The 12685-nt window shown below is 57.9% G+C and carries 8 protein-coding genes; 4 read left to right on the forward strand and 4 right to left on the reverse strand.

Features of this window, described 5'->3' with window-relative positions; translation table 11 throughout:
- Positions 1–45 precede the first annotated feature (45 nt).
- The 4 genes from barA (at position 46) to CKQ53_RS01880 (ending at position 5913) form a co-directional block, all read left to right on the forward strand.
- Entirely contained in the window at positions 46–2796 is a 2751-nt protein-coding gene (gene barA / locus CKQ53_RS01865) for a two-component sensor histidine kinase BarA (RefSeq protein ID WP_094118431.1), read from the forward strand.
- Positions 2797–3237: 441 nt separating this feature from the next.
- A complete protein-coding gene (locus tag CKQ53_RS01870) occupies positions 3238–4773 on the forward strand; it encodes a methyl-accepting chemotaxis protein (RefSeq protein WP_094118430.1) in 1536 nt (511 codons plus the stop codon).
- 157 nt (positions 4774–4930) lie between these two features.
- Positions 4931–5302 (forward strand): FlxA-like family protein, encoded by a 372-nt coding sequence (locus tag CKQ53_RS01875; RefSeq protein ID WP_085651156.1) that lies wholly within the window; start codon positions 4931–4933, stop codon positions 5300–5302.
- A 272-nt stretch (positions 5303–5574) separates the two neighbouring features.
- On the forward strand, positions 5575–5913 hold the full coding sequence (locus CKQ53_RS01880; protein ID WP_162896324.1) for a FlxA-like family protein: 339 nt from the start codon (positions 5575–5577) through the stop codon (positions 5911–5913).
- A 27-nt stretch (positions 5914–5940) separates the two neighbouring features.
- Here CKQ53_RS01880 and CKQ53_RS01885 read toward each other — a convergent pair whose 3' ends face one another.
- From CKQ53_RS01885 to glnE, 4 genes are all read right to left on the reverse strand, one after another.
- A complete protein-coding gene (locus tag CKQ53_RS01885) occupies positions 5941–6174 on the reverse strand; it encodes a DUF3820 family protein (protein ID WP_085651154.1) in 234 nt (77 codons plus the stop codon).
- A 2-nt stretch (positions 6175–6176) separates the two neighbouring features.
- Positions 6177–8225, reverse strand: coding sequence for an NAD-dependent DNA ligase LigA (gene ligA, locus CKQ53_RS01890; RefSeq protein ID WP_094118429.1), 2049 nt, complete (start codon positions 8223–8225; stop codon positions 6177–6179).
- A gap of 11 nt (positions 8226–8236) precedes the next feature.
- The gene (hldE, locus tag CKQ53_RS01895; RefSeq protein WP_085651152.1) at positions 8237–9664 is read right to left on the reverse strand and encodes a bifunctional D-glycero-beta-D-manno-heptose-7-phosphate kinase/D-glycero-beta-D-manno-heptose 1-phosphate adenylyltransferase HldE; all 1428 of its coding nucleotides are present in this window, start codon (positions 9662–9664) and stop codon (positions 8237–8239) included.
- A gap of 116 nt (positions 9665–9780) precedes the next feature.
- The gene (gene glnE / locus CKQ53_RS01900) at positions 9781–12636 is read right to left on the reverse strand and encodes a bifunctional [glutamate--ammonia ligase]-adenylyl-L-tyrosine phosphorylase/[glutamate--ammonia-ligase] adenylyltransferase (protein ID WP_094118428.1); all 2856 of its coding nucleotides are present in this window, start codon (positions 12634–12636) and stop codon (positions 9781–9783) included.
- Positions 12637–12685: the final 49 nt, after the last annotated feature.

Consider the following 12685-nt stretch of genomic DNA (forward strand, 5'->3'; position numbering starts at 1 on the left):
GTATTAACGGATTAATCAGCCTCAATTCTCCCACATTGGACCCCCATGACCAAATACAGTCTGCGTGCACGAATGATGATTCTGATTCTGGCGCCCACGCTACTGGTGGGACTGCTGCTCAGCGGCTTCTTCATTATTCACCGTTATAATCAATTGCAGGATCAGCTGACGGAAGCCGGCAGCAGCATTATTGAACCGCTAGCGATCAACAGCGCCTTCGCGATCGCCCAGCATCAACCGGAAACGTTGCGCCAGCTGGTGCATCGACTGCATCGCCGCCATGCCGATGTGGTTCGCGCCATCAGCGTTTTCGATACGCATCACCACCCTTTAGTCAGCACCTACTCCCGCGATATCAACAATATTCTCGCGCTGCCGGAAGGATCGCCGGTGCCGGATACGCTACAGATTTTCGAACGCGACAATCATCTCATCATGCGAATGCCGCTGCTGACAGAGGAAGAATTGGCCCCGGCGCTCCCCCACAATAGTGGCCGCTTCGCGCCGGTCGGCTACGTCGCTATTGCGCTGAATCTGGACAACATCGAACTGCAGCAGTACCGGGAAATTGGTCTGGCGACCCTGCTGTTGCTGATGAGTCTGGGATGCGCGCTGCTTTTCGCCTATCGCCTGATGCGGGACGTCACCACGCCCATCGGCAATATGGTGGATACCGTCGACCGTATCCGCCGCGGCCAGTTGGACAGCCGGGTAGAAGGCAAAATGCTCGGCGAGCTGCATATGCTGAAAAACGGCATCAACTCCATGGCGATGTCGCTGACCGCCTACCATGAAGAGATGCAGCAGAATATCGATCAGGCTACCTACGACCTGAGAGAAACGCTGGAACAGATGGAAATCCAGAACGTCGAGCTGGATTTGGCCAAGAAGCGCGCTCAGGAAGCCGCCCGCATCAAGTCCGAGTTTCTCGCCAATATGTCGCATGAGCTGCGCACGCCGCTCAACGGCGTGATCGGCTTCACCCGGCAAACGCTAAAAACCCAGCTGACGCCTACGCAGCAAGACTACCTGCACACCATTGAACGCTCGGCCAACAACCTGCTGAACATCATCAACGACGTTCTGGACTTCTCTAAACTGGAAGCCGGCAAGCTGGTGCTGGAGCACATCCCTTTCTCTCTGCACAACACGCTGGATGAAATGGTGATACTGCTCGCACATACCGCGCACGAGAAAGGGCTGGAGCTGACGCTGAATATTCAGCGCGATGTGCCGGAGCAGTTTATCGGCGATCCGTTGCGCATCCAGCAAATCGTCACCAACCTGCTGGGTAACGCGATTAAATTTACGGAGCGCGGCAACATTGATATTCGCGTGGAAAAACGATCCCAGCTACACCAGCAGGCGCAGTTGGAAATCCAGATCAAAGATACCGGCATCGGGATTGATGAAACGCAGCAAACCCAGCTGTTTCAAGCCTTTCGACAGGCTGATACCAGCATTTCCCGTCGACATGGCGGTACGGGGCTGGGTCTGGTGATTACCCAGAGGCTGGTGCAGGAAATGGGCGGTAATATTCGCTTTCACAGCGTGCCCGATAAGGGGTCGACCTTCTGGTGTACGCTGAATCTGCAGCTCAATCCGCACCCCGCCGTGCTCAACAACTACTTCGATATGCTGCAAGGGAAAAAACTGGCCTATGTCGAAGCCAACTCCGCCGCCGCGCAGGCGACGCTGGATGTATTGAGACGAACGCCGCTGGCCGTCAGCTACAGCCCCACGACCGAGCAATTGCCAGCGCAAAAGTTCGATATTCTGCTGATGGGCATTCCCGTCCATTATCGCAATACGCTGCTGGACTTCACGCCCAAGATCCACAACCTTTGCCGTCGCGCGCCCTGCGTCATTCTCGCCCTGCCCAGTCTGGCGCAGATGGATGCGGAACAGCTGAAATCGCTGGGCGTCCATGCCTGCCTGAGCAAACCCATCACCTCCGCACGTCTGTTGCCGCTGTTGCAGGACACTAACCTGTTCCAGTGCAGCTATGCGAACAGTAGCGAGTTGGAGCTTCGTCCTAAACAGGAAACGCCGCGACTACCGTTACGGGTGATGGCGGTGGACGACAATCTGGCCAACCTCAAGCTGATCGGCACGCTGCTGGAAGAGCTGGTGGACGACATCATCCTGTGCGAAAGCGGTGCGGAAGCGGTAGAGCAAGCCAGGCAAAACGATTTGAACGTGATACTGATGGATATCCAAATGCCGGGGATGGATGGTCTGCATGCCAGCGAGCTGATCCGCCAGTTGCCGAATCACAAGGAGACGCCCATCATCGCGGTTACCGCGCAGGTCATGCACGGCGAACGGGAACAGTTTCTCCAGTCAGGTATGGACGACTATCTGTCCAAACCGATTGATGAAAAGATGCTGTACAGCGTGCTGCGCAGGCACGTGCGCGAGCCGGAGATCACCCCGGCCGACGACGCCGGAGAAGCCGTGTCGCTCGACTGGGCGCTGGCGCAGCAGCAGGCTGCTAATAAACCGGAGCTGGCGCGCGATTTGCTGAAAATGCTGTTGGATTTTCTGGCTCAGGTGCGTCCGCAAATTGAATCGCAGCTGGACGGACAGCATCAGGAATCGCTACTGGATACCATTCACAAACTCCACGGCAGTTGTAGCTATAGCGGCGTGCCTCGCCTCAAACAGCATTGCGCGTATCTGGAACAGCAGTTGCGGCGCGGCGTCACGGCGGAGGCCTTAGAGCCGGAATGGCTGGAGCTGCTGGACGAAATGGCCCATGTCGAAAAGGCCGCAAGACAATACCTTTCCGATTAACAAAATACCTTCATTATTTCCCTCTTTAAGGGGGAAATAATGTCATTTTATTTTATCGGCTTTGTAAACGCCTTGAGCAGGATAAATAAATAAGTCGTTATCGTTTTAACAATCCCCACACGATTTATTTTTAATTCTCGTTTCATACTTATTTAAAATCATTAAATGACTTTATACTTAAAATAATCATCCTTGCGAGAATGATAATTACCTATGCTCTAACATCACGAATAAATTGACAATATCATTCTTTACCGGATAATCCCCAGCCTGGTGGAATACCCCCTGAATAGACGGCAACGGCCATATATAAGGCAGTCCTATTCACAAACCACCGCCAATAATAATAAAACGCCATTCTTTTTAATAAATTTCAGTATTCAATCGGTTAATTATTTTTCATTTATTTCTTTTAAGACGACACACACTCGGGGTTTTGTTATGAGGGTTAATACACCTGTCACCCAACAAGAATATTCGCTGGGCGCGAATACTACGTTAATGTCAACCACCGACGTTAAAAGCCATATTACCTATGCCAATTCCGCCTTTATTCGGGTCAGTGGATTTGATGCGGAAGATCTTGTCGGCCAACCGCATAATATTGTACGCCACCCGGATATGCCTCCCGCCGCATTTGCCGACATGTGGTATACCCTGCAACGGGGAGACAGTTGGACCGGCATGGTAAAAAATCGCCGCAGAAACGGTGATTATTATTGGGTTCGCGCTAACGTCACGCCGGTTTATCACGACGATAAACTTTCTGGTTATATTTCCGTTCGCAATACGCCCGAGGCGGAAGAAGTGAAAGCCGCCGCCGCGCTGTATGAAGCGGTGAACAAACAGCGGGCCGGCCGCCGCAAGTTTTATAAAGGGCTGGTGGTCAGAACCGGTCTGTTCTCTGTTCTCTCCGTATTTCAAAAAATGTCGGTACGCTGGCGCCTGCGCTGCGCCGTATTGGCGGGCGGTATCATTCCTTTTCTGTTTTCGTTGTCCGGCGCAGGCCTCCTGCCACTTGCCATGGCTTCGCTGTTGACCATGCTGCTGCTGGACGTCTTTTTACAGCAGCAAATCGCACGCCCTCTGCAAACCATACTGCGTCAGGCGCAGCGTGTAGTCTCGGGGAGGAAAGTCGATAGTTTGCGGTTCAACCGCGTGGATGAAGTCGGCATGTTGCTGCGGGTGGTCAATCAGTTCTCGCTCAATCTGAACTCGCTGGTAGACGACGTCAGTACCCAGGTGGCGGGCATGAAAAGCGTCAGCGAACAGTTGGCGGGCGGCAACGTCGACCTGAGCCATCGCACGGAAGAGACGGCGGGCAACCTGCAGCAAACGGCGGCGGCGATCGAAGAGATCACATCAGCCGTCCATCAAAGCGCTGAAACGGCGGCGAACGCGATCCAACTGACCGACGTGACGACTCAGGCCGCGCAGCAGGGCGGCGACATCATGCGACAGACCGTCAAGATGATGAACGCGATCAATGCGACCAGCGTCAAGGTGGTGGATATCATTTCCGTCATCGACAGCATTGCATTCCAGACCAACATTCTGGCGCTGAATGCCGCCGTGGAAGCCGCCCGCGCAGGCAGTCAGGGGAAAGGATTCGCGGTCGTCGCGGCCGAAGTCCGCCAGCTGGCGCAAAACTCAGCTTCCGCCGCCAAAGAGATTAAGGCGTTAATTGATGATAACGTCGCCAACGTCAAGAACGGCAGCCATATGGTAGAAAAGGCCGATCAACATATTTCCAATATCGTGGAGCACGTCGGACAGGTCAGCGGCCTGATCCACGAGATCGGCCTGGCCACGCGGGAGCAGACATCGGCGTTGGCGCTGATCAACGATTCCATCGCTCAGATCGAGCAAATGACGCAGAGCAACAGCGAGATGGTCACCCAATCCTCAGGCGTTGCCGCAGGACTGAACCAGCAGGCGATCCGTCTGACGGAAGCGGTCAACGTCTACGGGCGCTAACGCGGAACGAAGATCCACGAATAACGGCGAATGTTTTATACTGATTAAGTATTAAAAGATGATAAAAATTCGCCGAAAACACGATCTTACCCCTGCGTAGCTTCGCATCGGGTAAGGGGTGAAGATCTCGGCTTTACACACATATTCAGGAGCGAAAATGACTAGTATTAGCTCGGTCACCTCCGTCAGCAGCAGCTCTTCTGGCGGTTCGACCAATTACACGCAGAAGATCAATCAGCTCAACCAGAAACTGGAAAAGGCCACTGAGCAGTTGAAAGATGTGTCTAATTCAAGCGCGGATGCAGAGACGAAAGCCACTCAAACGCAGATGTTGCAGGCACAGATTGAGATGATTGAAGCTCAGATTGAGCAGCTCCAAAACCAACAGGCTCAGGAGCAAATGGCGCAGACGCAGCAAAGCCAGCAGCAGCAAAGTATCGCTGAAAACAGCAATGCGTCCACAGCCAGCAGCAAAAAGGAAGGCGTTAATCAGCCGACCGACAGCAATCAGATTGACATCTATATCTGACGGTCACCTGCAAGGTCGGCGCTTTTCGCGTTAGCCTGAACACTGACCCACGGTCGGGCCTTGATGGCCGGCCGCGTTCTCAGCCCTACTCCCCCTGACGCCAAGACGGTCCAAGCCCCGCGCATCATGCCATGAAGCGCCTCTTTACGTTTTTCCCACGCTTTGCAGCAAAATTCTGCGTTTTTTCAGACAAAGTGCTAAATATTCACCCAACTCACTTGTTTTATAATCACTCCATAGCCTACCAAGGCTGACAAATGGAGGAAGACATCATGGCCGCAATCAGCGCAATAGCGTCGACATCATTCAGCGATTCGTCCAGCAACCGTGATAACACACAAAGGATTGCCCGGTTGCAACAGCAGATACAGCAGCTGACACAACAGCTAAGTCAGGCCACGTCCAGCAGCGGTGAAGATTCAAGCGCTCAAATGCAGATTCAGATGATTGAAGCGCAGATTCAGGCGCTGGCAGCCCAGATTTCCCAGCTGCAATCGGCGCAGGCGCAGAGCTATTCCAGCGACAGCAGCTCGCAGACCAGCAGCTTCTCGGCGTTGGCGGACGGCATTAATCGTCCGACCGCCAATAACCAGATTAACGTCTACGTGTAATCGCGAGCGAGAAGAGGAACGCGCCGGTCAGTCAGACCGGCCGTTTGAGGCGTCTTTCAGGGGTTTGATTAACCCCTGCAAACCTTCCATTTTGATGACCATCGTCAGTTGCAGCAGCTCCCCCAAACGTCCTTCGGGGAAAATCTCCTTACGCGCGAACCACAGCAGATACTCCTCCGGCAGATCGATCAAAGCCCGGCCCTTGTATTTACCAAACGGCATAGTCGTATTGGCGATAGCCAGCAGGTCGGCCTTTTCCATCGTTATTGCTCCAGCAGGCGCATCATTTCCGCCTCATCGATCACCGGAATGCCCAGCGACTGTGCTTTGGTCAGTTTCGACCCCGCCGCTTCGCCCGCGATCACCATATCGGTTTTTTTCGATACGCTGCCGCTAACCTTCGCACCGAGCGCCGTCAGGCGATCTTTCGCTTCGTCGCGCGACAAGACGCTTAACGAGCCCGTCAATACCAGCGTTTTACCGGCGAACGGGCTGGAAGATTCGTCCACATCGACGACAACCGGTTCGGGCCAATGAATGCCAATCTCGTCGATCAGCTCCCGGATCACCTGCTGGTTGTGCTCTTCATCCAGGAAATTGCGGACACGCGTCGCGACGACAATCCCGACATCCTGCACCTGCTGCAACGCCTCCAGATCGGCATCAGACAGCGCCTGAGGCGTCAGGAAATGCGCAGCAAGACTCGCCGCGGTCGCCTCGCCGACGTCCCGGATGCCCAAGGCATAAAGGAAACGGGCGAAGGTGGTCGACTTGGCTTTCTCCAGCGCGTTCACCAAATTCTGCGCCGACTTCGGCCCCATGCGGTCCAGCCCGGTGAGGATGCCCGCCGTCAGGCGGAACAGGTCCGCAGGGGTATGCACGTACTCTTTTTCCACCAGCTGATCGATGATCTTGTCGCCCATACCATCGACGTCCATCGCCCGGCGGGAGACAAAATGCTTCAGCGCCTCTTTACGCTGCGCGCCGCAGAACAGGCCGCCGGTGCAGCGGGTTACCGCTTCGCCTTCCACTCGCTCGACGTCGGAACCGCAGACCGGACATTGGTCAGGGAAAGCGATAGGCTGCGTTTCTTCCGGACGTTCCGTCAGCACGACGCTGACAATTTGCGGAATGACGTCTCCGGCGCGGCGTACCGTCACGCGGTCGCCGATGCGAATGCCCAGACGGTCGATTTCATCGGCGTTGTGCAGCGTCGCATTGCTGACCATCACACCCGCGACGGCCACCGGCTCCAGCCGCGCAACCGGCGTAATCGCCCCGGTGCGGCCAACCTGAAACTCCACGTCGCGCAGCCAGGTCAGTTGCTCCTGCGCCGGAAACTTGTAGGCCACCGCCCAGCGCGGCGCGCGGGCAACAAAGCCAAGACGCTCTTGCAGCGCGAGATCGTCGACTTTGATGACCACGCCGTCGATATCGAATCCCAGATCGCTGCGCGTCTCTTCCACCTGACGATAAAAGTCCAGCACGGCATCGCTGCCGCAGCATCGACGAATACGGTCGCTGACCGGCAGTCCCCAGGACTTGAAGCGTTGCAGTCGTTCCCAGTGGGAGTCAGGCAGCTCGCCGTCTTCAATCAACCCGACGCCGTAGCAGAAAAAGGTCAGCGGACGTTTCGCCGTAATACGCGGGTCCAACTGACGCAGCGAACCGGCGGCGGCGTTGCGCGGGTTGGCAAACACCTTGCCGCCCGTACGACGCGCGTCCTCGTTCAGCGCCTCAAAGCCGCTGTGCGTCATAAAGACTTCGCCGCGCACTTCCAGCCGACGCGGGATAGCGTCCCCGCTGAGCCGCAGCGGGATCGCGCCGATGGTGCGAATATTCGAGGTGATGTTCTCCCCCGTCGCCCCGTCGCCGCGAGTGGCGGCGCGTACCAGCACGCCGTCTTCATACAGCAGGCTGACCGCCAATCCATCCAGTTTCAGTTCACAGCAGAATGAGAGATCGTCCGCATGTTTCAGGCGGTCGTTGATACGCTTGCAGAACGCCAAAAAACTTTGCTCGTCGAAAACGTTGTCCAGCGACAGCATCGGCACTTCGTGCCGCACCGACTCAAACGCCGCCAGCGGCTCCGCCCCCACTCGCTGCGTCGGCGAGTCAGGCGTGATCAGCGCCGGATGTTCCTGCTCCAGCGCTTTTAGCTCACGCATCAGACGGTCGTATTCCGCATCGGGAATTTCCGGCGCATCCTCCACGTGATACTTGTGCTCGTGATAGCGGAGTTGGGTGCGCAGCGTTTCAAGACGTGCTTCAACAGACTGTGAATTCAATGGAGTAAACCCTTTCTCTGACATAACGACATCGATCAGCGGCTGGCCTTGATGGTATTGATGATGTTGGTGGTCGAACAGCCGTCCTCAAAGTTCAGCACTTTGACTTCGCCGCCGTTGTCCCAGACTTCTTTGCTGCCTGCGATCTCTTCAGGCTTGTAGTCGCCGCCCTTCACCAGAACATCCGGCAGGATGTCGGCGATCAGGCGTTGCGGAGTGTCTTCTTCGAACGGCACCACCCAGTCGACGGCTTCCAGCGCGCCCAGCACGATCATACGCTGCATCAGCGGATTGACCGGACGTGTCGGGCCTTTCAGACGTTGGGTCGACGCATCGCTGTTCACAGCCACAATCAGACGGTCGCCCAGCTTGCGAGCATTCGCCAGATAAGACACATGGCCGGCATGCAGAATGTCGAAGCAGCCATTGGTCATCACGATGCGCTCGCCGCGCTGACGCGCCTGCGCGACCGCCGCTTTCAGCTGTGCTTCGTCCATCGCGCCGAATCCCGTTTCCGCGCGACCGCGAATCGCGTTTTCCAGCTCGATCGGCGTAACGGTGGAGGTTCCCAGCTTGCCGACCACGACGCCCGCGGCGGCATTCGCCAGGAAGCAGGCTTCTTCTATGGGATTACCGGCGGCCAAAGCGGCAGCCAGGACGCCGATGACCGTATCACCGGCCCCGGTCACGTCATACACTTCCTGCGCCTGCGTCGGCAGATGCAGCGGCGTTTTACCCGGCTGCAACAGGGTCATGCCCTGCTCTGAGCGGGTGACCAGCAGCGCGGACAGATCCAGATCCGCCATCAGCTGCATACCGCGCGCGACCAGATCGTCTTCGTCGCGGCAGCGGCCAGCGACGGCTTCGAATTCCGACAGGTTTGGCGTCAACAGCGTGGCGCCGCGATAGCGAGCAAAGTCCGTGCCTTTCGGATCGATCAGCACCGGCACACCGGCCGCTTTCGCCGTCTGAATCATGCTTTGCACGTGGACCAGCGCGCCTTTGGCGTAGTCGGACAGCACCAGCGCGCCGATTTTCGGCAGCGCCTGCTGAATACGCTCGATCATCGGCTCCGGGTCAACGTTGTCGAACCCTTCTTCGAAGTCCAGACGGATCAGCTGCTGATTGCGGGACAGCACCCGCAGTTTGGTGATCGTCGGGTGCGTCGGGACGGAGACGAAATCACACTGCACGTTGACTTCGTTCAGTTTGGCATTCAACGCCCGGGCCGCATCATCGATCCCGGTCAGGCCGACCAGACGCGAACCGGCGCCCAGCGCCGCGATATTCATCGCCACGTTTGCCGCGCCGCCCGGACGCTCCTCAATGGTGTCGACTTTGACCACCGGCACCGGCGCTTCCGGTGAAATACGGCTGGTCGGACCATACCAATAACGGTCGAGCATGACATCGCCCACCACCAGGACACCGGCTTGACGAAAATCAGGTAGCGTAACTTTCATTCCCTGCTCCAAAAAGGGTTCATTTTTATCGCGCGCTATACTACCACAGCTCGCCAGACGGCACGGCCTCCACGGGGGAAATCCGCGGCGGCGTCGCCGATTTTGCATACAATTTCTCAGCCCAGCCAGTTTTTCCAGCTGCGTTCCACCTGCTCGCGCTCAGCGCGGAAAAGCGCTTGGCTCACGCGTCCGGAGCGTTCCTGTAAGGCCAGGCGATGCAGCTCGTCGCGCAATGTGATGTAAGCCCGCGTTAACGCGTTGGCCTCGTCTTCTTCCATCACGCCGTGCTGGGCCATCATCTCCAGAACACGTACATTGTCGGACCAGCGCGTTAATGCCGGCTGCGCGTGCGCATAGCGCAGAACCAGATACTGCACGATGAATTCGATGTCGATGATGCCGCCGGCATCCGCCTTCAGATTGAACGCGTCCGGATCCCGACGGGACTGGTGACGCCGCATCTTCTCCCGCATCTCCCGCACCGCGGCGCGTAGCGCTTCGCCGTCGCGCTCCCGGCAGAGGATATGTCGACGGGTCGCCTCGAACTGACGCTGGACGCCGGTTTCGCCGTAAACCATACGCGCGCGCACCAGCGCCTGATGCTCCCACGTCCAGGCATCATGGCGCTGATAATCGTCGAATGCGCCAACCGTGCTGACCAACATCCCCGCCGCGCCGGAGGGCCGCAGCCGCGCATCGACTTCGTACAGAATCCCGGACGAGGTGCGCGTGCTGAACAGATGCATGACTCGCTGGGCCAGCCGCAGATAGAACTGGTGGCCGTCGATACTGCGCTCGCCATCGGTCATCACGTTCGCCGGGCAGTCGTGCAAAAAGACCAGATCGAGATCCGAGCCATAGCCCAGCTCCCAGCCGCCCAGTTTGCCATAGCCGATCACGGCAAATCCGCGCCCTTCCTGCTGTTGCAGGTGCGATGGCTGACCGTAGCGCGTCACCATACTCTGCCAGGCCTGTTGCACGACGGCGGCGATAATGGCTTCGGCCAGATAGGTCAGGTGGTCGCTGACTTTCATAATCGGCAGCGCGCCCGCGATATCTCCGGCGGCGATCCTCAGCTGCTGCGTCAGCTTAAATTGGCGCAGCGCCTCCAGCTGTTGCTCTTCGTCATCTTCCGGTACCCGCATCAAATACTGGCGCAGTTCATCCGCATAGGCATGTTGTGCCGTCGGTTGATAAAGCGTAGCAGGGTCGAGCAGCTCATCCAGCAACAGCGGGTAACGCGCCAGTTGGCTGGCCAGCATCGGAGAGGCCGCGCACAGACGAATGAGGTGCTTCAACGCCGGGCGCGATTCGAGCAGCAGCTCCAGATAGGTTGTTCGGGTAATGATGCCGATAAGCAGCGGCGTGATCCGCGAGACGATAATATCGGCCTGCTCCTGCTGACAGGCTTCCGCCAGCAGCGCGGGCATCAGTTGGTCCAGCACGTCCCGGCCACGCGGACCGATGGTGCGGCGGGTCAGCTCGGCGCGGAAGTCCTGCAACTGTCGTAACAGGTTGGTCCGGTTCTCTTCCGGCAGATGCGGGGTCAGCGATGCCAGTTCGGCATCATCCAGCCCGTCCTGCCACAGATTGCGGAAGTGTTCATGAGCCGGGTCATCGCTGCCGTCAGGGGCATCGTCCCCAATCAGTTCGTTGAAAACGTCGCGCACCGCCTGCGTATGCCGCGTCAACGCTTCGCAGAGCGACGGCCAACTGTCGCAGGCCATTCCCCAGGACAGGCGAGCCTGATTGAGCGGGTCGTCCGGCAATGTCTGCGTTTGTTCGTCGGCTATCGCCTGCAACAGGTTTTCCAGCCGACGCAGGAACAGATAGGCTTCCCGCAGCCGCGACGTTTGTTCCACGGGCAGCACGCCCAGCTCACCCAGTTGCTGCAGCGTAGGCAACAGCGATCGCGACTGCAGCTGCGGCTCGCGTCCTCCGCGAATCAGCTGGAACACCTGAGTGATGAACTCGATTTCCCGGATACCGCCGGGACCCAGTTTGATGTTATTACGCAGATCCCGACGGCGCACTTCGCGCGCGATCAGACTTTTCATATTGCGAAGGGACTGAATGACGCTGAAATCCATGTAGCGACGGAACACGAACGGACGCAGTAATTGATTCAGCTCCTGACGATACGCCGCATCCGCTTCGCCGAGCGGACGCGCCTTCACCATCGCGTAGCGCTCCCAGTCGCGCCCCTGCTCCTGATAGTAATCTTCCAGCGCGGTGAAGCTCAGCACCAACGGGCCGCTGTCACCGAACGGCCTCAGGCGCATATCCACCCGATAGACGAAGCCGTCTTCGGTGATGTGGTCGAGCGCTTTGATGAGCCGCTGACCCAGCCGGGTAAAGAACTGAGCGTTGTCCAGCTCCCGCCGTCCGCCGCGCGTAGTTCCGCTTTCGGGGTAGGCAAAAATCAGATCGATGTCCGAGGAAAAGTTCAGCTCCCGACCGCCCAGCTTGCCCATGCCGAGCACCAGCAGCGGCTGCGCATCGCCATTCTGATTGCAGGGCGTTCCCCACTCCTGACAGCAGGCGGCGTAGAGCCAGTCGCGGGCCGCAATGACGGACACTTCCGCCAGCTCGCTGAGCTGGCGCAGCGTCTCCTCCGTGCTACACGATCCCAACGCCTGCGCGAAAGCGATGCGCACCAGCGTGCGACGCCGAAATGTGCGTAACGCCGTCATCAGCGCCGCCTCGTCTTGCACCTCGTTGAGCACCCGTCGCAGCGCGTCCGCATAGCCTCGACATTCGTCGGGTGCGGGCGGCGATTGCCTGATGTCATGCAGCCAGTCGGGGTAGCGAGCCAACGCATCGCTGATGAAATCGCTCATCGCGACCGCCGCCTGCTCCTCCGCCGTCAACGTCGTGAGCGCAGGAGAAGAGGGCCAGCGGGACCCCGCATGCTGGGCCTGAGAGAGTAACGAGGCGGGTAATGGGAAACGGGGCGCAGGAGTGCTGCTCATCGACCTATCCTCACACCGCCGCCTGCTCCGACGACAGGCGGCTGGGTTC

Source organism: Lonsdalea britannica, assembly GCF_003515985.1.
GTDB lineage: Bacteria > Pseudomonadota > Gammaproteobacteria > Enterobacterales > Enterobacteriaceae > Lonsdalea > Lonsdalea britannica.

Bases quoted from the DNA above. Each gene is read 5' to 3' on its own strand.
- CKQ53_RS01885 (WP_085651154.1), bottom strand. From the start codon at position 6,174: ATGGAAAAGGCCGACCTGCTGGCTATCGCCAATACGACTATGCCGTTT.
- ligA (WP_094118429.1), bottom strand. From the start codon at position 8,225: ATGTCAGAGAAAGGGTTTACTCCATTGAATTCACAGTCTGTTGAAGCA.
- glnE (WP_094118428.1), bottom strand. From the start codon at position 12,636: ATGAGCAGCACTCCTGCGCCCCGTTTCCCATTACCCGCCTCGTTACTC.
- CKQ53_RS01870 (WP_094118430.1), top strand. From the start codon at position 3,238: ATGAGGGTTAATACACCTGTCACCCAACAAGAATATTCGCTGGGCGCG.
- barA (WP_094118431.1), top strand. From the start codon at position 46: ATGACCAAATACAGTCTGCGTGCACGAATGATGATTCTGATTCTGGCG.
- hldE (WP_085651152.1), bottom strand. From the start codon at position 9,664: ATGAAAGTTACGCTACCTGATTTTCGTCAAGCCGGTGTCCTGGTGGTG.
- CKQ53_RS01875 (WP_085651156.1), top strand. From the start codon at position 4,931: ATGACTAGTATTAGCTCGGTCACCTCCGTCAGCAGCAGCTCTTCTGGC.
- CKQ53_RS01880 (WP_162896324.1), top strand. From the start codon at position 5,575: ATGGCCGCAATCAGCGCAATAGCGTCGACATCATTCAGCGATTCGTCC.